Raw genomic sequence first — 25,950 nt, 5'->3', positions numbered from 1 at the left:
TATGAGTGATCGTTCTGAAAGATATAGGGAGGTTCAAGGAGCTTCCGGAAATCGCAATGCATATTTACCAAGGTAATATTCCGGCTTTGCATGATGCACTTGCAGCAGGCTGGGATATAGAGGAGGGCATCGCACTTAGCAAGCATATCACATTAAGTCCGCTTGATCTGGCGCTTGTATCACAGAGAATGGAGGTGGTAAAGCTGCTGGTAGAGCACGGTGCCAACTTGAATGTCCATCATAATCCGGCCTTTTTGCGAGCTGTCCGCTATGGCAAGGAAGACATGGTCAGGTACATTGCAGCGCAAGGAGCCAAGCTGGACATGATCAATCAAACGGGATCAGGTGCATATTCACAAGCCTACTATGGCAACAAAAACAATATCCCGCTTATTCAAGAGCTGGGGTTAGATATCAAGCTGCATGGCGGTGCCGTATTGCGTCAAGCCGTATCTGACCATGACCTGAAGACACTCAAGTATTTGCTCGATCAGGGGGTGGACATCAATTATAATCAACCGGACATGGTCTATCCTTATCAAGCGACTCCGTTAACTGTAGCCGCCCGTATGGGGAATTTGGCCATGGTCAAGTTTCTGGTTGAACATGGCGCTGACGTTACTTTGGCGGAAAAAGACGGCGATCGGCCGTATACGATTGCGGTCAGCAATAAGCATACAGCCATGGCAGAGTATTTGAAATCGCTGGAGCCGGATGATCTTCACAATGTGGAGAACAAGAGATATGAGCTGAAGAAATATAAATTAACCGATGAACTGGTCAGCTTTCTTACAGGAGATAAGCTGCGCCTTGAGCTGGCCCCAAATGAGTATGGGATCGGGCATATCGACTTTTTTACACTGACCGATACGATTGAGACGAAGGTCGGCCGGCTCAAGCTGCTGCGTCTTTCAGCTGATATTGACAATTACTCTGATCTGCAGCTGGTTTGGAATCCAAAGAAAAAAGGCATAATCGGCTGTTATGACGTGGAGCACCAGACTTATGCGGACTTATGCAGCCTTACAGAGTTCCTTGCGCAGCCTGAAAGGTACCTCATTAACTTTCTTGAGGGAGAGTTGTAGTATGCCTTTGGACCATCAAACGAAAATTTTAATGGACAGAACTGACAGCATACTTTATTATGCGGCATCTGGCCTGCCGCAAGACCAGGGTGCAGGCTGGATCGGCGGAAATGCACCCGGCTTCTTTGATGATCAAGAGGACCTCATCCACGAAGGCGGCCAAAGATATATTTTTTACTTGAGCCTCGTTCATCCCTTTAAACCGGGGAGCATGATTTCGATCTTCATCCCTGAAGATTATGAGGAGTATTTGGAGAACAACATTTATCCTAATTGCTCAATCAAGGTGATGGAGCATCCTATTTCAACCGAAAGCGTCAAAGATACGTTTACTAACCCAGGCCTTATAAAGCACACCATCTCGGATGGGGAAGTAAGCCATGAAGAACAATCGCTGGATCAGTCTTTTCTGATCAAAGTAGGTGGAAACCCGAGACTTATTCAAAATGAAGACTATTACTTTACGAAGCTGAGGGAAGAGTCATTTTCTTTCTTATTTCAAGTAGATGAAGAGGGTTATCCCGAAACGCTGCTTCAACACGATTACAGCTACCCATTTGGTTTTGGGTCACTATATATTTTCGCCAAAATAGGTACGTCCGAGATACAGCATCCAGTAGCAGGCTTTTGGCAATTCTCTTGATTTAGCGTGGGGCAGCCCTTTTTTGATATATCTTATAGGGGCAATGACCGGGAGGGCAGCATGCAATTTGAACCAATTTATGATAATGGAGAATTACTTCTACCGAAGATTGAATTAAATATGACCTTGAACGAATCGGTTGGCATTATAACGGACTTGAAGCGAAAGCAGCTCTTAATGAATCAATTCGTGAATCATTCCCAATATTATTTATTCCGGGCTGGACAAGCCGAATATATGCATTTAACGGTGGAAGAGCTAATCACCTTTCTAATCAGAGTAACGGAGAGGAGTGACCGTGTTGCACCGTTGATGGATTATTTTTCTTTAAAAGAAGAACGGAAGATAAGGATCAAGAACTTAACCTCATCGAAACGGATGTATGTGACATTGCTGCGTGTCTTTTTTGCGCATCAGCCTATAATCGTTCTGGAGGAACCCTATTTTTACTTGGAAGAGGGAGATCGTCGTCATTTTAAGCGGATTTTGGATGACCTTTCGAAAGAAAAGCAAATTTTAATTTTGACATCAAATTTAGAAGATGCCCTTATTTCTTGTGATTTGGTTTACCGATTGAACGAAAGCGGATTTCATCCATTGGATATTCGGGACTCCGAAGAGGATAAGCAGGAGGTTCAGGAGCAAGATCAGGCCAATATCATCCTGCAGAAGATTTCTACGAAAAGAAATGGCAAATTGATCTTATTTAATCCGCCTGAAGTCGATTACATAGAAAGTGTAGATGGTTCCATCCTTGTTCACGTAAGTGGAGAAAATTATGATTGTGCTTTGACGCTAACCGAGCTTGAGGCAAGGTTGTTAAACTTTGGATTTTTTAGGTGTCATCGATCCTATATCGTTAATTTGCAAAAGGTAAGAGAGATTATTACATGGACGAAGAATAGCTACAGCTTGCGATTAAATACAGCTAAAGATGCTGTAGTACCGTTATCTCGTTCAAAATTGCATGAATTAAAAGTGCTTCTTAACATTTAAAATGCTTGCATAGCAAACATAACTTCGTAAGCATCTGACATTTCCGGGGAAATACCGAACCAATCCAGCAACCAAGGGTACCATTCAGGGGATAATAGCTACATTTCGGCGGATTTTGATAGCTGGGAGCATACAATCTTTATATGCTTGAGGCATCAACTCTAAGGAAGTGGTGTTTATGGATGTTATCCAAGTAGAACATGTTCGAAAGAGATTCAGAGATAAGGATGCATTAGATGATGTGAGCTTTTCAATTCCGAAAGGTGAAATTTTTGGTTTCTTAGGTCCAAGTGGTTCAGGAAAAACGACACTAATAAAGATTCTAACTGCGCAATTAAGTCCGACAAGCGGGCAGGCAAGTGTATTTAACCAACCGGCAGAGATGATGCATCAGTCCTCACAGAAGATGCGGTTTGGCATTTTGACCGATAACAGTGGTCTATATGAGAGATTAACGATTGAGGAAAATCTGGAGCTGTATCGTAAGTTATATGATCTTCCTAAATCTTCGGTCGATAGGGTGCTGCAGTTTGTTAACTTAAGCGGAGAGCGCAAAAAGAAAGTCAACCTCTTATCCAAAGGGATGCGCCAGCGTGTCCTATTGGCCTGCGCAGTTATCCATGAGCCGGAATTATTGTTCTTAGATGAACCTACTTCGGCTTTAGATCCAGTAAATTCAGCACATATTTATAAAGGCCTACGCTACTTGAATGAGAACGGGACAACGATTTTTTTAACTACGCATAATATGACTGAGGCAGAATTGATGTGTAACCGTGTAGCGATCTTGTATCAAGGACAAGTCCAAACCATTGGCTCACCGAAGGAACTTAAGAAACAGCATCGGGATAACGTAGTTTGCGTGGACTTGATCAATGGGGAAACCTACGAGCTTCCCATCGGTGAGATAGCGGCTGATCAAATAGCGGATTGGATGAAGCGGGGGGTCATTGATCGATTAGAAACGAAAGAGCCCAGTCTAGGTGACATCTTTATTAAAATGACAGGAAGTGAGTTACTATGAGTATCTCATTAAAACGTGTCTGGGCAATATTCGTGAAGGATTATAAAGAGTTTTCACGCAATTATGCGGTCTCCTTTAGTGTGATTGTTCCAATTCTCTTCGCATTTCTTTTTCGAAGTGCAGGCCCGTCTCTGCCTGGAGCTATCGGTTTTCTCCTAAATACTTCGTTTGTGTTACTAACGTGTTTAGTACAAGCCTGCTTGATTGCGGAAGAAAAGGAGCGTAATACTTTACGATCCTTAATGATGACTCCGGCCACGACCATGGATGTTTTAATCGGGAAAAGTACTTTAGTCTTTGTAGTGTCAGCTGCTGCTCTGACCCTTGCAATATATATATTGGGTTATAAGCCAACTAGTATGTGGGCGTTTGTGGCAGCAATCATTCTTTCGATTATTCTATATACAGCCGCCGGCACAATATGTGGTTTATTCTCCAAGACGTTGCTTGAAGCCTCATTATCTATAATGCCTGTGGCGCTCGTGTTCACTGGGGCACCATGGGGAGTGTTATTAGCAGATAATTTTCCGCTCTTTAAAGTGTTGGAGTATGCACCAAGTGTTCAACTTGTACATTTGCTAACTCTACATAATGCAGGCTTTACGACGGGAGATTTATTAAAACCCCTGCTTATTATGTTGGCATGGGCGGCCTTATTAACTATTGCGTCTGTCATGTTGTATCAACGACGGTTAAAGGATGAGTAGGGAATCGAAACCGCGTAATCTTGTTCACTGCAGTCGGCACTTCGGTGCGATTGACAAATACAACCTCCATGAGAAGCTAAAAGGCACCGAAACCAGGTGCCTTTTAATTTTGCTCTATAGATGCTCCATGCCTTGGCGGGCTGTACGGTGAACTATACATACTTTGATATCTAGTTCAAGGATTTCGGAATACAACAGGGGTCGTAGTTAAAAAACCATGAGAATAAAGCGCATACATTTTTTCGTAGAATCTATTGAATTAAGTCGAAGCATGTGCTATTTTGAATTAAAGTGGTATTAAAAAGTATTAAATTTGATTAATTGTTATAAAATCGTCGGGCTGCCGCACCCAGCATTTTATTATTTAATTAAAATGATACCGCTTACTTTTGGTTTAATACCTTTTTATTTCCTTTTGTTGATAGATTCTTAAAAAAGGAGATTAGGTCATATGGCGAGTGAACTTGGGAACGTTGCACAAAGTGTCGAAGAGAAAAGTTCTAGCGGCCTCCAGCGTAAATTAGGTTTAAGTGCTGCCATTGCCATTAGTGTTGGTACTACGATTGGATCAGGCATTTTTTCTTCATTGGGAGAAGTTGCAGCAGCAAGTGGAACAGCTTTATTTGCTGTTCTGGCCTTCTTGATTGGTGGTTTAGTGAATATTCCGGCGAATCTGTGTTATGCGGAATTAGCGACGGCCTATCCGGAGAATGGCGGTCAATATATTTATTTCAGGGAAGCGGGCTCGCGTCCACTGGCCTTTTTATGCGGGTGGATTAGTTTCTGGGCTACGGATACACCATCTATTTCCATTATGGCGATTGCAACTACAAGCTATTTAGGCTATTTTGTTGGTTTCTCAGATTTAACGATGAAGTTTATTGCGGTTGCACTTATCCTTATCTTTATGTTCGTGCATCTGAGAAGTGTTGAAGGGGGAGGGAAATTCCAGACCTTTATCACAGCATTTAAAATCATCATGTTTGCCATATTAATTGGCGTTGGCTTCTACTATTTCAGCCCTGACCTAATCAGTTCCCCAGTAAAGGCGGGAGCACCGGTTGGGATCATGGCTTTAGTGGCGGGGATTTCAGCAACGACCTGGTCATTTGATGGCATGGCTTCCGTGTGTTATATGACAGGGGAAATTAAGAACCCTAAGAAGACAATGCCTAGAGCGCTGATTATCAGCGGCATTCTAATCACTCTTTTGTACGTCCTATTAAGTGTGGTTATTACAGGCTTATTGCCGATGGATACGTTGGCAACAAGTGGTGCACCAGTGTCTGAGGCAATGAAGCAATTGCCTGGAATTGGGTCCGCTGCCGGTTCCCTAACCGCTATTATGGCGATTATTGTTATCATTGGCTCTCTGTCCAGCTGCATCATGTTCCAGCCTCGTATGGAATATGCAATGGCTAAAAACGGTTTATTCTTTAAATCCTTTGAAAAAGTCCATCCTAAATGGGGGACTCCCCATGTCTCCATTATCATCCAGTGTGCCTTCGCGATTATTCTCGTATTTGCATCCTCACTCAGCAGCTTATTGGGGTATTTCACCATCGTAGCGTTATTGAAGAACTTCCTTACATTTGGCACGGTGTTTGTGCTTCGCCGGAAGAAATCGGGATACAATCCCATGTGGAGAATGCCCATGGGCTACTTAATGGCGGCAATCGCAATGGTTGTCACGGGAACATTGATTGTCTCCACCTTTTTGTGGGCGCCAATTCCGGGGATCATTTCCGCCATTGTCGCAGTGGCAACAGGTCTTCCAGCATACTTTTATTGGGAAAGAAAAAATAACAAACAAGAGATCGTTTAGTGTTGATGGTCGATCAATAGACATGGGATTGTTTATCTCATGTCTATTTTTGCGTTATAAAGAAGAGATATGATAACCATAAATAAAAATCGTGTTTTTAGATACCAATTATCGCAAACCGTAACAACAATCAAATAACACGTTTACATACTTGATAATTCGAATGAATAGTAGTCTTTTTTAAAGAATAAAATTGACGGTAAATTAGGCTGGTGCTATAATGCGATTATCAACAAAATAAATTGGTATTAAATAAGTTAAATGATATCTAGTTTGAATGAGATTTTGATGCGGCACATCTGAATAAATCTCATAGCTGAAAGAGAGTAATAACAACAGTATTCAGGAAAGGTTGACGATTAGAAATGCTAAAATTTAACGAAGAGAAACAAGTGGAAAGTGTAAACGGAGCCCTTCAATTACGGGGAAGCATTGAGAAGATAGTAGATGAGATTTATGCGGCAGGTTTTGATAATATTTTCTATTTGGGAATTGGAGGAACCTACGCATCAAGCATGCAAGCGGTGACTTACATTACCGGCAAGAGCGCACTGCCAGTATATGTTGAGAATGCGGCGGAATACTTAACTACCGGAAACCGCAAGTTAACGAGTAAATCGGTAGTGATTATATCATCGGTTACCGGAAGTACGGAGGAAATGGTGAGAGCCGTTTCACAGGTGAAAGAAATAGGGGCTCGTATTCTGGGATTCATTGATGTAAAAGATACACCGCTCGCACAAAGCGTCGATTACTTAATTTCATATCCGGCCAACGAACAAATCAAATTTTTTATGGTTGCCGACCGCTTCATGTTTAACAACGGTGATTTCCCGCAATATGAACAATTCTATAAAGAACTTGATGAACATTTGGCAATAGCGTTAGTCGAAGCGGAGAAGGCGGCTGATTCCTTTGGAATGAAGTTTGCGCAGGATCATAAGGATGATTCCATGCATTATTTCATCGGAGCAGGCAATCAATGGGGAGCGGTTTACTCCTATGCGATGTGTTATTGGGAAGAACAGCACTGGCTTCGTTCGAAATCAATTCATTCCTCAGAATTTTTCCATGGAACATTGGAAGTTGTTGACCGTGATACAGCAGTCACATTATTTATTGGAGAAGACGAACAGCGTGCGCTATCGGAAAGAGTAGCCGAGTTCTTACCAAGAGTATGTTCCAGATATACCATTATCGATACCAAGGATTATGAATTAAAAGGAATAAGCCCGGAATTTAGAGGCCGGATCTCTCATTTGGTTCTACGCGCGATCACTTCACGGATTGATGCTTATGTTGAGAAACTCAACTGCCATCCAATGGAAATCAGACGTTATTACCGCCAATTGAAATACTAAGATACAGAATGAACACACATGAAATCAAAATGACTTCCTGCCAAGCTTTGATTTCATGTGTTCTGTTTTTTAAATCGTATGTAAGCGTTTTATCGGGGAGCTGCGATTAAGGTGATCGCTGCTGGAACTGGAGAACGAGGAGGTCCAATATGAAATTTGCTGCTATCGGTGACAATTGTATTGATGTGTATGAGCGCCTTAATCAAAGATATCCAACAGGAAACGTAGTGGACACAGGAGTGAACATGCAATTGCTGGGCATCCCGACATCCATTATTTCTACAACTGGAAATGATACAAATGGGGAGTGGATGATTCATACCTTGCAAGAGGAAGGAATCGATATTAGTCACTTAAAGGTGGGAGATGGGCCAACAGCTGTGACCTTTATGGATATGGATGGCCTTGACCGTGTACACGGCGACTATGTTGAAGGTGTCCTTGAGACGATGGTTTTCGATGAGGAAGATATCCGGTTTGCCGCTGAACACGATTTAGTCCATACCGCGTTATGGGGGAAGGCCGAGGACACGCTTCCCGAATTGAAAGCCAAGGGGGCAGTCATTAGCTTTGATTATGCCGATCGGTTGGATCATCCCCTTGTCGAACAGACGCTCCCCTATGTAGACTATGGATTTTACTCTTATAAGAACAAGAGGGATGCTTACATTGAGAATTTCTTGAAGGACAAGACAGACCGCGGCATGAAATTGGCTGTTGCCACCTTCGGGGAACAAGGCAGTCTGGCATATGATGGCCAACGTTTTTATGAAGGAGCCGTGTATCCGGCGAGAGTCGTCAATACAGTGGGAGCCGGAGACAGCTTTATTGCGGGTTTCTTATTTGCTATTTTAAAGGGTAAATCTATCCCGGAGGCCTTGGACAAAGGAGCGGAAATTGCCGCAGAAGTGGTGTCCGTTTTTGAGCCTTGGGTGAAGCGGAATTCAATTCATAATGAAATGGGGATTAGATCATGAAGATTGGGTTATTTACTTCAGGTTACCAACGCAATCCGCTTGAACATGCTTTTATAGATGCCAAGAGATTTGGTTACGATTATATTGAATTATGGGGAGGCCGCCCGCATGCATTTGCGCCTGACTTGAAGAATGGCGATATTGAAATGGTAAAGAAACTGATTGATCAATATGAGATTCCGGTCAGGGTTTATACTCCCGAGCATAATGCATACCCTTATAATTTTATGATTGGCACAGAACAAATGAGACAAGACGCTATTGATTATTTGAAGTTATCGATGGAAATGGGCAAGGAAATGGGGGCTGAGTATACGTTAATGTCTCCCGCCCATGCCGGTTATTTAACTTCCGAAGCCGAAATTTGGCAAAGATTGATTCAATCCATGAGGGAATTAACAGATTATGCAGAGAAAATCGATCATAAAATTATTCTCGAGGCCCTCACGCCGATGGAATCTAACGTTTGTACAACTGCTAATGATTTGGCTAGGGTTTTTGGACAAGTAGAGTCCAATCATTTAGTGGGCATGTGTGATATTGTGCCGCCATTCGTCCAGCATGAAAGCATGATGGCTTATTTCGATAAATTGCAGGATAAGATGCAGCACCTTCACATCATTGATAGTGATGGAACGAGTGATACTCATATGATTCCTGGTGAAGGCGTGCTGCCAATGAAGGAATTATTAATGGAGCTCAAAGAGAGGGGCTACGATGGCACAGCAACTATTGAATTAGTAACCGCCTATATCAATGAGCCAAGATTATTTGCCCGCCGGGCCATTAATAATTTAAGATCACTAATGGACTAACTGCATTTAAATAGGAAGAAAGAGTGATTGCCATGTTTATCGATATGCACGTTCATCCGGACTTCTATGGTTTGATCAATGGGGATGAGCAGCGATTGGAATTCAGACATAGGGTAATGAATATTCACAAGAATGGGACCCCGCCATTACAGCATATTTTTAATCAAATGAAGTGTGCCGGTTTGGATAAGCTATGCCTGCTGCCCCAAGACTATACAACTGTGGAAGGGGCGGCAACGGTCACCAACGAGGAGATTAGAGCCATTGTTGACCAGGCTCCAGATCGATTTTTTGGTTTTGCCAGTGTCGACCCGTTCGACCCGAGCGCTGCCCAGAGACTGGAGAAGGCCTTCACCGAGCTGGGACTCCTTGGACTGAAATTAAATCCAAGCAAGCAGAGATATTATCCTGCTGATCCTAGGCTAAAAGATATTTATGATATTTGTGAGAAGTACGATAAGCCGATTATCTTTCACAGTGGTTTGTCATGGGAACCAGGAACCTTATCGAAATATTCAAGGCCGGTTGAGTTTGAAGAACTGGCTGACAGCAGGCCGAAATTAAGGATTTGTCTCGCGCATTTTGGCTGGCCGTGGGTGCAGGAGACAGCTATGTTAATGTTGAAATATCCAAATGTGTATGCAGATACAGCAATTTTATATTTTGATAATGCCAAAGAATTCTATACTCAAGTTTTTACGAAAGATATTCCTTCGACATGGATCGACCGGAGCTTAAGGCATCAAGTCATGTTTGGCAGCGACAATCCGCGTTTTGAGCAAATCAGAATGGCTGAGGCGTTAAATCATTTAGGGTTCCGGGAATCGACCGTGGAATTGATTCGTGGAAAGAATGCCTTGGAATTTCTGGGATGCTCTTTGTGAAAGGAGGAATATGAGCCATGCATGTAGACAGTATCACGATCCTCACAGATAAATACAATCAGTATTTTGTAATCACAGACGAGATTGAGCGGATTGTTGCCGAAAGCGGGATTAAGAGTGGTGTGGTCACAGTCCAAACGAAGCATACGACAACAGGGATTACCGTCAATGAAGCATTAGAATGTCTTGAGAGTGATATAGATGAATTTTTAAAAAGAATGGTGCCGGAAGATCACCCCTATGCCCATGCCCGCATGTTAAAAGACTATGGTTCTACAGCCGGCAATCCAACCGGACATATTAAAGCGTTGCTGACAGGTAATCACTGCCACTTTCCGATTGTTGATGGAAGGATGGTTCGGGGTGGGGCGCAGGAGGTATATTTCTGTGAATTTGATGGGCCGTCGGAGCGAACGATATTGATTTATATACAAGAGGGATAAGGGCCCGGATAGGATTAACTGTTTTATTCGCCTCCACTCTTTATGATATATTTTAAGTAGTGATGCAGGTCAAAAGTGTGGAGGAACGCACCGGTTATGGACAACAGTTATTTAAAACCACGTGAAGAAGTGGTGGAGAAAATAGAGTATTTTATCGATCAAAATGAATTGCGCCCCAATGATAAGCTTCCATCCGAAAGGCAGCTTTGTGAGGTTCTGGGGACCAGCAGAACGACCTTGCGCAGCGCGATCAAGAGGCTCATTATCGAAGGGGTTCTCTACAGCAAACGCGGGGCCGGGACATTTGTCTCCCCTGGAAAGCTAGTACAGAACCTGCAAAATATACAGTCCTTGTCGAAAAGCGCAATGGAAGCCAATAAAACATTAACAGCAAAAGTGTTATATGCGGACATGATGGAATGTAATAAAGAGTTATCCAAAAGGATGAAGTTAACACTTGGCAGCAAGATTTTCTGTCTACAGCGATTAAGATTGATTGATGGGGTCCCGGTTACGATTGAACTGTCTTATATCGACTATTCATTGTGCAAAGGCATTGAGCAATATGATTTTTCCCAGGATTCCCTTTATAAAGTTTTAGAAGAAGTCTATAACGTGGATATTGACCACGGTACAGAATCACTAAGTGTTACATTCGTGAGCGAGCAGGAAAGCGATCTCCTGGAGGTTGAGAACGGGACCCCTGTTTTCTATGTTACCGGTCATGTATATACTAAAAACGAAAAGCCGATTGAATATTATAAATCCATCAAAAGAGCAGACCTGATCCGTTTCTCTTCCGTACTTAAACATAAACATTAAGCTGCCAGCAATAACTGTACCGATTTGTATAAGCAATTAAGGGAAGCATAAGCAATGCAGGGGCGCGTGGTCATGAAATTTATTCGAAAGTGAGTGGAAAACGTCTTTGTCTAATATAGATTATCAATCTCCGATGTACTTGCAGCTGAGAGAAATCATCCGAACGAAAATTGAAGACGGTGAATTTCCTCCGGGTACGGCGATCCCCACCGAGCATGAACTGGCGAAAACCTATGGCATTAACCGATTGACTGTTCGAAATGGCATTTCCTCTCTTGTTAATGAAGGCTTGCTGAAAAGAATACAAGGGAAAGGCGTATTTGTCCTAGGAGAGAAAAGAGAGCACGATTTGGAAACCCTGGAAGGCTTCTCGCAAATGGTCAGAAAGAAAAATGCGAATCCTTCCTTCCAAATTCTGACGAAGTCCTTGCGAAATGCAGAACATAAATACAGCAAGATTTTTAATATTCAGCCAGGGGAGCAGATCTTTTACATTAAACGGGTTGACTATATTGATAATGAACCCTATTCGCTGGAGGAAATCTATATACCACACCATGTTTTTCCTCAATTGGGAGACATTGATCTAACCATTTTCTCTGTATATGAGATTTATGATTTTTATAACATTGAGATTTCATATTCGCAGCAGACGCTTGACCTCACTCAATTGGATCAATCAGATGCCCGCTTCTTGGACATTGATTCCTCTGCTCCGTTATTGTTATTTACTAACACAAGCTATAATGATGCAGACACTGTAATTGAATATTCAAGAAGTTATACACGCCCGGATAAAGCAAATTATAAGGTGCATTTCAAACGATAAAATGAAGATGGATAGTATGGTAATTTATTTACTGTACTATCCATTTTTGATTTTCCACTAATAAATGTGCATTTTGCACACATTTAGTGGTATACTGTATTACGTGCAATATGCACATAATATGGAATGAAAGAAGGGTGCAATAACAATGAAGGCAGCAATCGTAAAGGAAAAAGGGGCCGTACCTGTAATCGGTCATATGGATTCCCCAGTTGCGACAGATGGGCTAGTTGTCATTAATGTTTCGGCGGCAGGCCTAAGCCGGGTCAGCAAGTTCCGTTCCATGGGTATGCACTACTTATCTGAATTCAACTTTCCAATTGTAGCCGGTATGGACGGTGTTGGAACGATGGAAGATGGTTCGCGTGTTTACTTTGCGCTGTCTGCTGCACCTTATGGCAGCTTGGCTGAGCATACCCTAGTTAACAGAAAGCTGACTGTCCGTTTACCAGATGACCTTGATGATGTCACTGCTGCCGCTATCGCCAACCCCGGTATGTCCTCATGGGCTGCATTGGTGTATCGGGCTGGCTTTAAATCCGGTCAAACGGTATTGATCAATGGCGCTACGGGTGTATCCGGCAGTTTAGCCGTTCAGATTGCTAAGGGCCTAGGGGCCAAGAAGGTCATTGTAACGGGACGCAATGAATCGAAGCTGCAGGCACTTGAAGTCGATGAAGCCATTGCATTTGATATGACAGCCGACAGCGGACAAAAAAGGTTTGAAGATGCCCTAATGCCAGTTATTGCTGAAGGTGTTGATGTGATCTTGGATTACCTTTGGGGCGACAGCGCACTTGCCATCATGTCAGCTCTTGCTAAGACCCATACGGATCGTGTTGCCCGCTTTGTAAGCATTGGAACTTCATCTGGCCAAGAAAATATTCATTTGCCTTCATCTATATTACGCTCATCCACAATTGAGCTTATAGGCAGCGGGGGAGATAGTGTCTCTAAAGCTGACATGCTAACTGCGGTTAGAGGTGTTTTTGAAATGGCTGCCGAGGGGAAGTTAACCATTAATACAGCTGAGTTTGTTCTTGAAGAGATTGAAGAGGCTTGGAATGCCCCACTGTCGCCCCGTCCAGTTGTAAAGGTGAAATAAAGAATGATGGAAAATGAGATTTTTAGAGCACTCATTGATATATACTCCCTTATCAACCGGCCCGATCGCGATAAGAAAATGGTTGCACATGCTGGCGTAAATTTGGAGGCTGCAGCTTTTCGCGTCTTCGTTGGCATCGGGCATCTAGGATCGACAAGTGTCGGTGATTTGGCTGACATGATGGGGAAGAACTATTCGAGCGTCAGTCGGCAGATTGATAAGTTAGAGACCGCGGGGTTGGTTCATACTTATCCATCAAGTTCAGACTCCCGCATTCGTGTGTCAGAATTGACGAAATACGGGCAGGAAATCAATGCTACGATTAACCTCACCCGTGAGCGTATTATGCGTGAAGCTATGGCTGATTGGTCTGTGGAGGAACAAAGCGACTTATTGAATCATTTAAGACGATTATTCGAATCCATGAAAACGTTCGATTAGATTTGTTTGTTGTTTCCTATGTAATTTCAGCTCGGTTATTTCAATTGACAGCATTTCCCTTCGTGTGTTAGGGTTGCTTCAAAAAGATCATGTCCAGGCCTTCGGGCGAAGTGAAATCCGCCTGGGCATGGTCAGAAGCTCCACGTGGTGGTCGCTGCTTCGTGCATGCTGCCCGACCGAAGGCACGTGGTTCTTATCTATGTCATAGAGGTGAGAGATATGGGTACGGGCTTGGCCATGTATGACACAAATGAAGTTACTCCAATGGAGGCTTGCATTGCTGGCGAGTCCTTCTTCGAGGCTATTGGTGCAAAGGTTACAGCTGCCTGTTATTATACATACAACAAGGATGAAGACGAACGTTATGTTGATTTGATAGAGACCTCGCTTTCAGAACTCAAGCGTAAAATAATCTCTAAAGAGGTTACGGCGTTTCGATTATATAATGAACAGATTGGCCATTCCCCATGGTTTGCATCCTTTGGGTATATGAACGATGAGTTTGGCAGCTTTCATCATATCGATGCCCAGTGTGATGTGCCTATGGATGACATATATACAAATTTCATCGGTTTTGTGGAGGATGTATCGAAGAAAATCAGCTGTCCGTATGGAATTGTTTATGCTGCCCCAAAAGTGTCCGATGCCTTTTATTATGCTCAGGGTGAGAATCTGGTCAAATTATTTCCCTACGAGAATCCTAGGATTTTCAAAGAAGAAACTCCTGGGAGATTTAAAGGGAAGGCTCGTTACAGGGGAGACATGCTGAGAATGGTCTATCCCTGCAATGTGATCAACGGGAACCATCTTCATATGAAAATTCAAGGCATGACGCTTGGAGAGTGGATTGTTAAAGAGGGGGGCCGCGGCTCTCTAAGGAAAATCAGCCATGACCTGTGGCTGTGGGAGATTGGAAGGGATGATCTTGAGGGCGTAAGCCAATGGTGCGGAGAAGCCGGAATCCTGCTAGCCTGGAAGCCGCCTGTTCCAACAAAGCCACCCAGAATGTTGCCTTAGAGTAACGGTAATTCGCAGCTATATAAAATGAACTTTAGAATTAACCGATCTCAGCGGAGAGGCTGAGTGATTCTGAAGAACGGAGCGTCCGCCTTTGTCTCCGAAATGCCCCTACTTGGAGATCTAGTTCAAGCATTTCGGAGACAACAGGGGCCTTAAAGAACACTCGGCATCGCAGCGCCCCAAAAGGGTAACCTTCATAAGTTCATTTTATATAGTAAAGAGGAATATATGCGGCGCTTGAAATCCAATAGAATAGGATAGGAGAGATGACGGTGCAACTTTCAGATTCCACCCATGCCGAAATTACCGCGCTGTGTAAACAAGGTGATGATTTGGTGAGGGCAGGCGATCTTGAGGCGGGGAAGCAGAAGTACATCGCGGCCCTCCGATTATTGCCGGCAGATCACCGTGAATGGGAGGCTGCAACGTGGATATATGTTGCAATTGGGGATGTCCATTTTAAAACGAAGAGTTACGATAAGGCATTCAAGTGTTTTATTAATGCTGTTCAGTGTCCAAAGGGGCTTGGGAATCCCTACATCCATCTTCGGCTAGGACAAATGTATTATGAACAGGAGAACCTTGAAAAGGCCGCAGATGAGCTGACCCGGGCGTACATGGGTGCCGGGATTGCGATTTTTATGGAAGACGACCCCAAGTATCTTGAGTTTTTGGAGACAAAAATAGAGATTTGAAGCTCCAGAATAAGAAGTCGACTTAGAGAAGGGCCATCCGCAGGGGATGGCCCTTAAACTTGTTGTTTCAGACAGCGCGGAGGGCCTCCGAAATAGACAATAAATAGCAACTGATGGCAGGATAAAACAAGTTCTTCATTGGCCTCGTTGCGTGGTGGGCTTCTTTTCTATCACGACTGGCGAACTTGGTTTCTCCCCGCCAGCATCAATGCCAGTGGCAGGATGAGTGCAGTAACGGCAGCCAGCACATATAGGCAAATGCTAAACGCGTCGGGATAAGCCAAGACTGAGCCGGTATGGGCTTCAAGAGCGCTAAGCCAAACGATGCCGATCAGGGCGATGCCGATCGTAGAGGCGATCTGTATGCTGGTTGTCATGACACCGGATGCGGAGCCGATGTCTGTTGTGCGGATTTTCGCCAAAACAATATTCGTCAGTGGTGCGGCGACGAAGCCTTGACCGATGCCAAGCACAGCTAGAGCCGGAATCCATACGCCGACACCCGATGACACCCCGGTCGTTTGGACCGCCCAGCTAAGCAGCAGGTAGCCTGCTGTCGTCAAGATGGAACCGATGGTCAGCACATGAGCTCCAAGCTTCGCAGCGACTCGGGAGGAGAACAGCGAGGCGAGGAAATAGCCCATGCCCATCGCCCCGATTACAAGACCTGCTTGCAGAGCTGAGAAATGAAGTCCAAGCTGAAGCATGTAGGCGGCAACAAGGAAGAAGGCCCCTTGTGTCGACATTAACAGCAGCACAACGAGAATGCCGAGCGTGAACACCTTCTGTCTAAAGAGGTCGACATTCATAAATGGGAGCCGGCCGCGGCGCAGCAGTCGCCGTTCGTACCAGGCGAACAAAGCCAACACTGGGGCCGACAAGAGCAAACTGACAACGAGACCGGCAGGCCATCCTTCACGCTGTCCCCTCACGAGCGGATAGACGAGCATCAGCAAGCCGGCCGCAGCAAGTGCGGCTCCAGTCCAATCCAGTTTGGCGTGATCCGGCGAGCCTGATTCCGGAATGAATGGAATCAGGGCTAATGTCAGAGCCCCGAGTAGGACGCTGATCAGGAAGACCGCTCTCCAGTCCAAATTCCATAAATTCATGCGGAGAAGCAGCCCGCCGATGATCTGCCCGGCTGTTGCCGCGATCCCCTGGGTTGCGCCATACATACCAAAGATCGCACCTCGGCGTTCCGGAGTATAATTGGCCTGTATAAGGGATAAAATCTGCGGCATGAACAGGGCAGCGCCCACGCCCTGCAAAACGCGCGACGCAATGAGCACAGTGACTTGGTCAGAGAAGCCGCATAACAGAGAAGCGATCGTGAATAAGGACACTCCGATGAACAGCATTCTCCGGCGGCCGAACCGATCGCCCAGCCGGGCGCCGATAATCAGCAGAACGGCGAACGTAAGAGTATACCCGGTAAGCATGAGCTGCACATCGGCGAAGCTGGCCCCGAGCCCTTTCTGGATCGAGGGCGTGGCTACGTTCACGATGAACACGTTCGATACTGCCATAAATACAGACAAAAGCAGAGCAGGCAGCATCAGACGCGATTTGCGCCTATCTTTTTTGGAAACGGCATCTCGAGTCCGTCCCATCTGGGCGGAAGCGTCTGAAAGTGTATTATTGGGCATAGAAAGTTCCCCTTTCTCACTACTCGCTCGATTGACAGAAGGCGAGAGGATTTAATATACTGGAGTAGACAGGTCTGTCTCATCACGAAATGATACAGACAGATCTGTCTTGTGTCAATACACTTTTTTCCAAGCCTACAGAGATGGGGATTGAAGATGAATAAAGAATCGGCTAGAGATCGTATACTGCGGGTTGCTTCGGAATTGTTTTACATGGAGGGAATCCGGGCGGTTGGGATCGATCGGATTATCAAGGAATCCGGCGTTGCCAAGGCAAGTTTCTATCGGAGTTTCGCAACGAAAGATGATCTGATGGTTGCTTATCTCGAATCCAGGGATGAACTAAAAGTAGAGAAACTGGAAAAACTGAGGCAGCTGTATCCAAACTCCCCTAAGGAACAGCTCGACGCTCTCATTCACGATGTGACCGAACAGATGGGGACGCCGGATTACCGGGGGTGTCCGTTCTTGAACGCGGCGGTTGAATTCCCGGATCCGGAACACCCCGCCCACGTCAAATTGCTGGGCATTCAGAGGAGCTTCTGGTCTCGGGTTCAAGAGCTTGCAAGGGAAGGCGGGGCACGACAGCCTGAGGAGCTGACTGTGCAGCTGCGGATGTTGTATGAGGGATTCGTCATGAAGAGATACGTGGATAAGTCCGAGCTTGATCCGGAGTATTTCCGGAGGGCGGCGGAGCTGCTCTTGGAGAATCAGCTCGCTCCGGACAATCAACACAGGTAATGGACGATATTCATTTCGCGGGGATGGATTGATATAATCAAAGGGTACAAAGGGTAAACCGCAGCTTCTCAATACAAAAAAACAACCATTGCTGACCTTCGTCGTCGATGGTTGTTTTTGTTAGCGTAGATCCACTCGTGGTAAGCGACACCCTGAGCTCGTTATGAAGAGCTGTTAGTTTCTGGTTTTAACAGCTAATCCACCAAAGGATATAGGTCCTACAACATCTACTCTTGTATTTGCAGTACGGTTTTCTGCGGTGACTGTGTAAGAATGAGTACCTGCTTTTACATTTCTATCTTCAGCTTGGAAGGTAATTGTATAATTTTGCTCGGAACCTTTAGATTCGATCCCTTGCTGGGTGTTGAAAATTTCTGTATTCCCGCGGAAGACCCTAAAGCGGATTTGCCCAATCCCTGTGATGCCTCTGACACCAACGGTTGCCACCAAATCTACCCGGTTCGGTTGAGAATTTGCTGGAATCTGTATCGGGATCGATGCTATGCCAGATTTTTGTGGGGAACGCCGGATCGTAAACGATTTGGCCGGGTTGAAGCGACTAAGCGACTGGACGGCCGCTTTATCAAGGATACGTACCACAAGATCAACTCCTTTTTTTAATGCTCCAATTTATGTAGGAGATAAAGGGAATGATTGGGCACATTTAAGATGATTACATCTAGCCTTTGATATGCAACTGGAATCAAATATGCCGCATTCGCTGGTGATATGATTTAGTGGAAAGGAGGGAGCACTTCCATGTACGAATGGAACGAAATGGTGCAGCTTATGGTGGATTGGGTGGAGGCTAACATAACAGAGAGCAAGTCTCTATTAAAAATGTCGGAGCAATTAGGGTATTCCCCCTATTATTGTTCCAGACAGTTCAATCAATTAACTGGAATGACATTACGCGATTATGTCTGGACCCGGAGAATCAGCCGTGCCGCTCTGGAGCTCCGTGACACGGACCAGCGGGTTCTGGATATTGCCGTAAAGTACGGATTTTCATCGCAAGAGGCGTTTACACGAGCATTCAGCAAAGCTTTTCAGCTTACTCCAACAGCCTACCGGAAAGCGCCCCGACCTATTAAGCTGGCTATTCGTCAGGAAGTATTCTCGCCTTATCATTATGGGATCAAGGAGCGCGAAAAGATGAGCAATGTACACTTGAAGCCGGTTGAGACCAAGGTCGAGTTCATTCCGGCCCACAAATTCATCGGGATCTGGGACATTTCTGTGCAAAACTATGGGGACTTCTGGAACCATGGCCACAATTGTGATGAAGTTAGTGGTACGTTGGAGAGTATGTCGAACCACGTGCTGCCCGGCCAGCTCGGTCAGACGGCGGGGTGGTTTTATCAGAATGGTCAGAAGGGGTACTTGTATGGAATCCTCGTTCCATCGGAGTACGATGGAACCATTCCAGCGGGAATGGAATGCAGGGATATCCCTGAGTCGGAGTATTTGGTCTTTTTCCATCCGCCATTCGATTATCTGAAGGATAATGGGGCTGTGATGGGCGCCGTGGAAGAAGCTGCAGCGAAATTCGACCCCAAAGAAATGGGGTATGAATGGAATGAGGAGATCGGACAAGATTACCAGAGGCATTTCCCGGAAGGGTATGGTTATGCCGTGTTACGGCCGGTTAGAAAGAAAATCTAGTTGTGAATGAGATATTTTAGGGCACAGGGCCTTCCGAAGGAAGGCCTTTAAACTTGCCTCTGCAGATATTTTGGTGAACCGGAGGACCTTCTGGATAACTCTATAGTTTTCTTGCTTTGATTACAAAAGTTACAGGAATCATCTGTGCTCTTTTTGCTAAATCGCTGTTATCGTTCCGCAATTGTATAATTTCATCATCAGATTGCTCAATCATTTGCTCAATTACAAATCCCGCTTTGGCCAGCGCATTTACATAGGTTGATAGTTTACGATCCGATAAGGTTAGTTCACCTTCATCAAGGGATAGAGAACACCAGGATTCATCGAAATAACTTTTCTGAAAAACAAACTTATTGTTTTCCGAGGCAACACATCTGTGTATAGGGTGAGACCAACTGAAGATAAACACACCGTCTTTTTTTAGGTAAGAAGCGATTCGGCCAAAAGTACCCTCAAGGTCGGTGGTCCAGCCTATAGCATAAATCGAATATACAAAGTCAAAATAATCTACGGGTATGCCGCATTCTTCTTCCATGGGAGAGCAGATCAATTTTGCTGAAAGGCCGCATGCCTTCAAATGCTGTGCTGCTTTTTCCAGTTGCTTTTCTGATATATCCACAGCCCATAGCTCAGATGCTTTGCGTTCCCCTTGATATTGCAAGGAATGACCGTTTCCACAGCCGATCTCCAGCAGTTTTTTCCCGGAGACATCACCAAAAAGTTGGCACTTTTCTTCTGAGATATATGCTCCATAGAGAGGAAGCACGATTGCTCTTAAAAAGTCATTTCCTTGCGTATCCCAATAAAAGCTGTTTGTTTTATGAATAGTACTTTTGTTCATACCGACGCCCTCCACAAAATGTATAATATGAGCCTGAAAGTATAGTCCGACTTAGGCTTTACCGCAATACTCCGCCTAGCAACCTTCCCCCAATATATCGTTACTCCAAGAATAAATCCACCAGAATTATCCACGTGGTGTCACTAGTCACGCGATAGACATGCCGCCCCCTCTACAGTTTGGTTATAGTAGAAATTTCGTTTGCCTTTCCTACCAGCAGCTAATAAGCTGGACCTGTTATGATATTGCGAAAGGTAGGGGTATGCCATTTGAGAAAAGCCGATTTGATTAAGCTCTTCAACAAAGAGCAGCGGATAGAGGCTGATTATCCGGGAGTACGCAAGGAGTTTGCGGGTCCTATTATCCGATCCTTGTCTATAGATGGCATTGATAATTGTATCATCTATTCAGAGCTAGACGATCGGAACGCGGATGAGGCGATTGAGGATCAACTTCGTTATTTTCGGCAGCAAGGAATGAAATTCGAGTGGAAAGTTTACGATTTCGATCGTCCGCACGACTTGAAGGACCGCCTTATCGCCAGAGGATTTAATCCCGGGGAAGCGGAGGCTCTCTTGATCCTGGAGCTGCAGCCTGACCATGAACTGCTTCGGCTTCCTATTCCGTCATCGATCCGCCGAGTTACGGACAGTAGTAAGATTGATGGAATTATAGCTCTAGAAGATTCCGTCTGGGAAGAATCTCATCAGGAATTGGGTAAACGGTTAAAAGAGGAGCTCTCCTCCACTCCTGAACAGCTTGCAATATTCGTTGCTGAACATGAGGGGCAGACGGTATCGGCGGCTTGGATGTATTTTCATGAGGGAACCTCGTTTTGCAGCTTATGGGGAGGCGCCACTTTAGAACTTCTCCGAGGTCAGGGACACTATAAGGCCCTCCTCGCCGCACGGGCTCAGCATGCTTGGAATCACGGCTACCGGATGCTGATGGTAGAGGCAAGTCCGATGTCGCGTCCGATCTTGGAACAGAAGGGCTTTGTCTTCTTGGGTTATTCTTACCCGTGTATGTCCCCGTGATCATTAAATAACAAATGGTAGTGATTTTTCTCCTGGGAGGTAACATATATGACAGTGATGATCCATGAATATATAGTCAAAACGCAAGACTCAGGGCCATACGGAATAACGAGGGGAAAAGACGGTGCCATGTGGTTTACGGCACAACGGGGCAATCGAATCGGGCGGATAAACGCTGCAGGCGAGATAACTTCTTACTCTCCACCGACAGAGAATGCAGGAGTTATGACGATTATATCGGGCCGGGCCGGCGACTTGTGGTTCACGGAGTATCAGGCCAATAAAATCGGGAGAATGTCGCTGGATGGCTATTTTACAGAATATGAACTTCCTATCACAAATTCAGCTCCTTTCGGCATAACGGAAGATAAGGAAGGTGCAATTTGGTTTACAGAAATGAATAGCGGCAGAATCGGAAGGTTAACCGTATCTGGGGAGATGACCGAGTTTGAGCTGCCTAGCTCAAATACATTCCCTTCATTCATTGTTCCCGGCTCAGATGGGGCGTTATGGTTTACACAGAATCAGGGGAATTCGATTGGGAGAATCACCCCCGAAGGGGATATAACGGAATTTCCGATTCCAACACAGAATTCCGGCCCTGTAGGTATTACGAGCGGCCCTGACGGGGCATTATGGTTTGTGCAGATTATGGGCAATAAAATCGGAAAAATGACAACTTCAGGCGAAGTAACCGAATTTATGATACCGACACCGAATGCCAAGCCTCACGCTATCATTTGCGGGGAAAATGAGGATCTTTGGTTCACAGAATGGGGTGGCAACAAGATCGGGCGAATTACGGTTCAAGGAATGATTACAGAGTATTCAATCCCCACGGAACACGCAGAGCCTCATGGTATAGCGATTGCTGCAGACGGCGAAATTTGGTTCGCTGAAGAGTGCAACCAAATTGGGCGCCTCATTATCTCTTCATAACAGTATGAGCCGATGCCCCAGGCTGCTTCGCTTGCATATTTTCCTGAAAAAAGAAGATTCTAGAAAAGCAGTTCAGCGAAGACACCCGATTGGGTGTCTTTCTAAGGAGAAGTCCGTCTTTTTACAAACACGATATACTTATGCCAAAATAAGATAAAAAGGACGGGGTGTGAGCAGGTAGTGAAAACAATTGGACTTATAGGCGGTATGAGTTGGGAGTCATCCATGCTCTATTACCAAATCATCAATGAGAGGGTTAAAGAAAGGAGAGGTGGACACCACTCGGCAAAGAGCCTGCTGTATTCCGTAGACTTCCAGGAAATCAAGGATCTCCAGGATCAAGGGAACTGGGCAGAGGCGACGAAGGTCATGATTGAATCTGCACAGAAGCTTGAAGCAGGCGGAGCTGATGTCATAGTCATATGTACCAATACGATGCACAAGATGGCGCCGGAAGTGGGGAACTCCGTATCCATTCCTTTACTTCATATTGCAGATGCAACAGCAGCCAAAATTGTTAGCGACCAAATCAAGAAGGTCGCCTTGCTTGGGACTGCTTTTACTATGGAGCAGGAATTCTACAAGGGTAGACTTAAGAGTCAGTTTGGACTTGAGGTTGTTGTTCCGGATGAAGCCGACCGGGCAGTCATTCACGAAATCATTTATCAGGAGCTCTGTCTCGGCATTGTAGATGAACATTCCAAGAAAAAATATCTGGATATCATTGACCGTCTTATCCAAAAGGGAGCGGAAGCTGTTATTCTCGGATGTACGGAAATCACCATGCTCATCTCACAAGAAGACTGCAGTATCCCGGTTTATGATACAACACGGCTACACGCTGAGGCAGCGGTTGATTTTGCGTTAGGAGACGAGGTCTAAGAAAGAAAGCGTTCCGTTTATTTTAAAGAAAAATGCCCTCGTAATTTTGGTTTGGATTAATTACGGGAGCACTCTAATCCAAGTGTGCTGAGGAAGCCAAGCAGGATAAGAAGAGCTCTTATCCTGCTTTTTGCATGGATATATTATCTAATGTACTAAACTTTCCAAATCCGGCTGCAATTTGGTCCGCAGAGCATACAGCATGATCGCACCAACAAGGAACGCGACAGCATCCGCAATAACGAGTGACCAGACTACCCCGTGAAAGCCGTTCATACGATTGGCAATATAAAGTACAGGAATCAGAGTAATCCCTTGGATAACTGACATAATAAAAGCGGCTGTCCCTTGCGCTGTGGCCTGGAAGATTCCTGTAAACAGCGTGGTCATTCCTGTAATGAACAAGGATAAGAACGTCACATGCAGAATATAGCTGCCCATTTCAATTAATTTCGGGTCATTCGTAAACAAACCAATTAAGTGGTCAGAAATCAGGTAGACGATGACGCCGAACAAGACAGCTAGCGCCACTATCACTTTTATCGTAAATCCAATGGTGCTCTTCATGCGTAATTTATTTGCTGTAAAAGAGAAGGCAATGAGCGGCACGACCCCCTCGCATAACCCCATCAGAATAAACTCAGGAAATTGCAATAAACGTGTTGAAATTCCGTAGGCCGCCACGGCCTGATCCCCATAATCAACAAGATAATGGTTAAAGATAAGCGACATTGCACCCAAGAAGATACTCATAATAAAGACGGGGACTCCAATTTTGATTACATTGCCCAGAATGTCCTTGGTAGCCTTGAACCATTTTGCGGAGACCGTTAAGAATTGGCTCTTATATCCCATATGGAAGGCGTAGAATGCACTCGCAGCCAGGTTTGAAATGACCGTAGCAGAGGCAACGCCGATTACGCCCCAATGGAACACGAAGATGACTATCGCATCGAGAATAATATTCACGACAACACTGAGAATCATGCCGGTCATCGAGGTCATTGCTGCACCCTCCGAACGTACGATATTCTCCAGCGTAAAGAATAATACAACAAATGGCGAGCCTATAATCATGATCATGACATAGTCCTTCGTAAATCCGAAGGAGTCAGGCGTTGCCCCCAGTCCATGAACGATAGGATCGATCAATGGGAGGCCGATCGCTATTACGATAAGACCGAGAACTAAGCTGCTGTAAAAGGCGAATGAAGATACGTGCTTTACATCATCATATTTCTGCTCTCCTAACAACCGGGAGATGAAAGTACCGCCGCCGATACCAATCAGGTTGCCCAGCGCCATAATGACCGCGAATAACGGCAGGGTTAGCGCGAGTGCGGTTAACATGGCTGTATTATGGAGGGTGCCTAGGAAATAGGCATTCAGGATGGAATAAATGACACTCATTGACGTGCCTAACATCATAGGTACGGCAAAGTGAGCTACAGCTTTGGCGATGGGTGCTTTCTCAAAGTAATGAAGGTTTTCTGCATCCATAGGGATCACCACTTTCTGTTTTAATTTCGGCCCGTCTAACGGTGTTAGTTTGAACCTTACAGTGTTAGATGATATCATGGACTTATAAACTTGTAAAGCACAAACTTACACTATTAGATAAAAGGACGGATCATGATGAAAAAACAGCAGCCTCAGATTTCAGAGGATAAGATTCTGGAGGCGTCGTGGGAGCTTCTTGGAGAGGAGGGGATTGAAAAGTTCAGCATGAGGCGGCTGGCTGATCGGCTGGGGATTCAGGCTCCCTCTTTGTATTGGTACTTTAAGAGCAAGCAGGACCTCTATCAGCGTCTTGCCAACCACGTATCGGAGATCATCCTGGAGGAGTTCGATTCTGATGGGGACTGGAAGGAGCAGCTGACAGAGCTGGCTGTTACGGTGCGAAATGTCCTCCGCCGGTATCCCTGCTCTACGCAGCTTATGATGATGACGCTGCCCCATGAGCCGGATATCATCCGGTTCACCAACCGTATGCTGCTCTGCGTAGAATCAACCCCCCTTGACCATGAACAGAAAATGCAAGTAGTTGTCACCCTTGTGAACTATGTCTATTACTTCGTTCTGGACGATTATCAGCATCAGCGCAACGTCTCCGTTATTCTTAAGGAGCAGATAGAGCTTCCGAGTGAGGGGATGATCCGCCTGCTGGACTCCATGAGCGATGCGGAAGCGGGTTTGTTCAGGAGGATGTTCAAGAGTGGCCTGTTTGAGTTGATGGGGACCGACAGAGCGTTTGAGTTCGGCTTGAAGCTGATTCTGTTAGGGACCGAGCAGGTGATCATGGAGCAGGAGAAGGAGTTGTAGAAAATATAAACAAAGTTGCACGACTGTGGCGATCTGCCGGGAGGGATAAATGGGCAGAACCCGTTGGTCCACGGTATAGCCGAAGCTGCTTAAGAGATGAACGCTTGCTGAGATGGGAACAGGTAATCGTCCTCGGAGCCTTTCGAACAAAAGTCGGACTCTTAAATCGAATAGGGGACCGTCTTTTCGGACGATCCCCTTTAAG

The 25,950-nt window shown here is 45.1% G+C and carries 27 protein-coding genes; 23 read left to right on the top strand and 4 right to left on the bottom strand.

The genetic code is table 11. From position 1 onward, the window contains the following. Positions 1–5 precede the first annotated feature (5 nt). The 17 genes from KJS63_RS12535 to KJS63_RS12455 all read left to right on the top strand — a co-directional run bounded on the left by KJS63_RS12535 (position 6) and on the right by KJS63_RS12455 (position 15,672). Positions 6–1,085 (top strand): ankyrin repeat domain-containing protein, encoded by a 1,080-nt coding sequence (locus tag KJS63_RS12535; RefSeq protein ID WP_213619432.1) that lies wholly within the window; start codon positions 6–8, stop codon positions 1,083–1,085. Between the two features lies 1 nt (position 1,086). After that, positions 1,087–1,728 (top strand): hypothetical protein, encoded by a 642-nt coding sequence (locus KJS63_RS12530; RefSeq protein ID WP_213619431.1) that lies wholly within the window; start codon positions 1,087–1,089, stop codon positions 1,726–1,728. Between the two features lie 60 nt (positions 1,729–1,788). Then, a complete protein-coding gene (locus KJS63_RS12525) occupies positions 1,789–2,724 on the top strand; it encodes a LytTR family transcriptional regulator DNA-binding domain-containing protein (protein ID WP_213619430.1) in 936 nt (311 codons plus the stop codon). 178 nt (positions 2,725–2,902) lie between these two features. After that, entirely contained in the window at positions 2,903–3,748 is an 846-nt protein-coding gene (locus KJS63_RS12520) for an ABC transporter ATP-binding protein (protein WP_213619429.1), read from the top strand. After that, positions 3,745–4,455: an ABC transporter permease gene (locus KJS63_RS12515; protein WP_213619428.1), complete on the top strand. Its 711-nt coding sequence runs from the start codon at positions 3,745–3,747 to the stop codon at positions 4,453–4,455. Before KJS63_RS12520 ends, KJS63_RS12515 begins: the two co-directional genes overlap by 4 nt. A 451-nt stretch (positions 4,456–4,906) precedes the next feature. Further along, positions 4,907–6,280 (top strand): amino acid permease, encoded by a 1,374-nt coding sequence (locus KJS63_RS12510; RefSeq protein ID WP_213619427.1) that lies wholly within the window; start codon positions 4,907–4,909, stop codon positions 6,278–6,280. Between the two features lie 365 nt (positions 6,281–6,645). After that, positions 6,646–7,641 carry an SIS domain-containing protein gene (locus tag KJS63_RS12505; protein ID WP_213619426.1) on the top strand — a complete coding sequence of 332 codons (996 nt, stop codon included), beginning with the start codon at positions 6,646–6,648 and terminating at the stop codon, positions 7,639–7,641. Positions 7,642–7,790: 149 nt separating this feature from the next. Beyond that, complete coding sequence (gene frlD, locus KJS63_RS12500; protein WP_213619425.1) at positions 7,791–8,618, top strand: fructoselysine 6-kinase; 828 nt, start codon at positions 7,791–7,793, stop codon at positions 8,616–8,618. Beyond that, positions 8,615–9,433, top strand: coding sequence for a fructoselysine 3-epimerase (gene frlC, locus KJS63_RS12495; protein ID WP_068621382.1), 819 nt, complete (start codon positions 8,615–8,617; stop codon positions 9,431–9,433). Before frlD ends, frlC begins: the two co-directional genes overlap by 4 nt. A gap of 32 nt (positions 9,434–9,465) precedes the next feature. Next, the gene (locus tag KJS63_RS12490) at positions 9,466–10,317 is read left to right on the top strand and encodes an amidohydrolase family protein (protein WP_213619424.1); all 852 of its coding nucleotides are present in this window, start codon (positions 9,466–9,468) and stop codon (positions 10,315–10,317) included. A gap of 17 nt (positions 10,318–10,334) precedes the next feature. Next, entirely contained in the window at positions 10,335–10,760 is a 426-nt protein-coding gene (locus tag KJS63_RS12485; protein ID WP_068621378.1) for a secondary thiamine-phosphate synthase enzyme YjbQ, read from the top strand. 96 nt (positions 10,761–10,856) lie between these two features. Next, positions 10,857–11,582: a GntR family transcriptional regulator gene (locus tag KJS63_RS12480; RefSeq protein ID WP_213619423.1), complete on the top strand. Its 726-nt coding sequence runs from the start codon at positions 10,857–10,859 to the stop codon at positions 11,580–11,582. 106 nt (positions 11,583–11,688) lie between these two features. Next, complete coding sequence (locus KJS63_RS12475; protein WP_244862586.1) at positions 11,689–12,411, top strand: GntR family transcriptional regulator; 723 nt, start codon at positions 11,689–11,691, stop codon at positions 12,409–12,411. 148 nt (positions 12,412–12,559) lie between these two features. Beyond that, positions 12,560–13,516, top strand: coding sequence for a quinone oxidoreductase family protein (locus KJS63_RS12470; RefSeq protein WP_213619422.1), 957 nt, complete (start codon positions 12,560–12,562; stop codon positions 13,514–13,516). A gap of 3 nt (positions 13,517–13,519) precedes the next feature. After that, entirely contained in the window at positions 13,520–13,957 is a 438-nt protein-coding gene (locus KJS63_RS12465; protein ID WP_244862585.1) for a MarR family winged helix-turn-helix transcriptional regulator, read from the top strand. A 219-nt stretch (positions 13,958–14,176) separates the two neighbouring features. Further along, entirely contained in the window at positions 14,177–14,974 is a 798-nt protein-coding gene (locus KJS63_RS12460; protein ID WP_213619421.1) for a hypothetical protein, read from the top strand. Between the two features lie 275 nt (positions 14,975–15,249). Further along, positions 15,250–15,672: a tetratricopeptide repeat protein gene (locus KJS63_RS12455; protein WP_213619420.1), complete on the top strand. Its 423-nt coding sequence runs from the start codon at positions 15,250–15,252 to the stop codon at positions 15,670–15,672. A gap of 170 nt (positions 15,673–15,842) precedes the next feature. On the opposite strand, the gene KJS63_RS12450 is transcribed toward KJS63_RS12455, so the two are convergent. Further along, entirely contained in the window at positions 15,843–17,318 is a 1,476-nt protein-coding gene (locus KJS63_RS12450; RefSeq protein ID WP_213619419.1) for an MFS transporter, read from the bottom strand. 156 nt (positions 17,319–17,474) lie between these two features. Here KJS63_RS12450 and KJS63_RS12445 point away from each other — a divergent pair, with 156 nt between their 5' ends. Beyond that, positions 17,475–18,059: a TetR/AcrR family transcriptional regulator gene (locus KJS63_RS12445; protein WP_213619418.1), complete on the top strand. Its 585-nt coding sequence runs from the start codon at positions 17,475–17,477 to the stop codon at positions 18,057–18,059. A gap of 174 nt (positions 18,060–18,233) precedes the next feature. Here the strand turns inward: KJS63_RS12445 and KJS63_RS12440 are convergent, their stop codons facing one another. Further along, positions 18,234–18,659, bottom strand: coding sequence for an exosporium protein C (locus KJS63_RS12440; protein ID WP_213619417.1), 426 nt, complete (start codon positions 18,657–18,659; stop codon positions 18,234–18,236). A gap of 159 nt (positions 18,660–18,818) precedes the next feature. Between KJS63_RS12440 and KJS63_RS12435 the strand changes: the two genes are divergently transcribed. Continuing rightward, positions 18,819–19,724 (top strand): helix-turn-helix domain-containing protein, encoded by a 906-nt coding sequence (locus KJS63_RS12435; RefSeq protein ID WP_213619416.1) that lies wholly within the window; start codon positions 18,819–18,821, stop codon positions 19,722–19,724. A 100-nt stretch (positions 19,725–19,824) separates the two neighbouring features. Here the strand turns inward: KJS63_RS12435 and KJS63_RS12430 are convergent, their stop codons facing one another. After that, on the bottom strand, positions 19,825–20,565 hold the full coding sequence (locus tag KJS63_RS12430; RefSeq protein WP_213619415.1) for a class I SAM-dependent methyltransferase: 741 nt from the start codon (positions 20,563–20,565) through the stop codon (positions 19,825–19,827). A gap of 269 nt (positions 20,566–20,834) precedes the next feature. Here KJS63_RS12430 and KJS63_RS12425 point away from each other — a divergent pair, with 269 nt between their 5' ends. The 3 genes from KJS63_RS12425 to KJS63_RS12415 all read left to right on the top strand — a co-directional run bounded on the left by KJS63_RS12425 (position 20,835) and on the right by KJS63_RS12415 (position 23,423). After that, positions 20,835–21,602: a GNAT family N-acetyltransferase gene (locus tag KJS63_RS12425; RefSeq protein WP_213619414.1), complete on the top strand. Its 768-nt coding sequence runs from the start codon at positions 20,835–20,837 to the stop codon at positions 21,600–21,602. 48 nt (positions 21,603–21,650) lie between these two features. Then, a complete protein-coding gene (locus KJS63_RS12420; protein ID WP_213619413.1) occupies positions 21,651–22,541 on the top strand; it encodes a Vgb family protein in 891 nt (296 codons plus the stop codon). 180 nt (positions 22,542–22,721) lie between these two features. Beyond that, the gene (locus KJS63_RS12415) at positions 22,722–23,423 is read left to right on the top strand and encodes an aspartate/glutamate racemase family protein (protein ID WP_213619412.1); all 702 of its coding nucleotides are present in this window, start codon (positions 22,722–22,724) and stop codon (positions 23,421–23,423) included. Between the two features lie 147 nt (positions 23,424–23,570). On the opposite strand, the gene KJS63_RS12410 is transcribed toward KJS63_RS12415, so the two are convergent. Beyond that, on the bottom strand, positions 23,571–24,923 hold the full coding sequence (locus KJS63_RS12410) for an MATE family efflux transporter (RefSeq protein WP_213619411.1): 1,353 nt from the start codon (positions 24,921–24,923) through the stop codon (positions 23,571–23,573). 135 nt (positions 24,924–25,058) lie between these two features. Between KJS63_RS12410 and KJS63_RS12405 the strand changes: the two genes are divergently transcribed. Then, on the top strand, positions 25,059–25,745 hold the full coding sequence (locus KJS63_RS12405; protein ID WP_213619594.1) for a TetR/AcrR family transcriptional regulator: 687 nt from the start codon (positions 25,059–25,061) through the stop codon (positions 25,743–25,745). The last annotated feature ends 205 nt before the right edge of the window (positions 25,746–25,950 follow it).

The sequence above is a fragment of the Paenibacillus sp. J22TS3 genome, assembly GCF_018403205.1.
Lineage (GTDB): Bacteria > Bacillota > Bacilli > Paenibacillales > Paenibacillaceae > Fontibacillus > Fontibacillus tuaregi.
The sequence above is the reverse complement of the archived record's forward strand: the minus strand, read 5'-3'. Positions and strand labels throughout refer to the sequence as shown.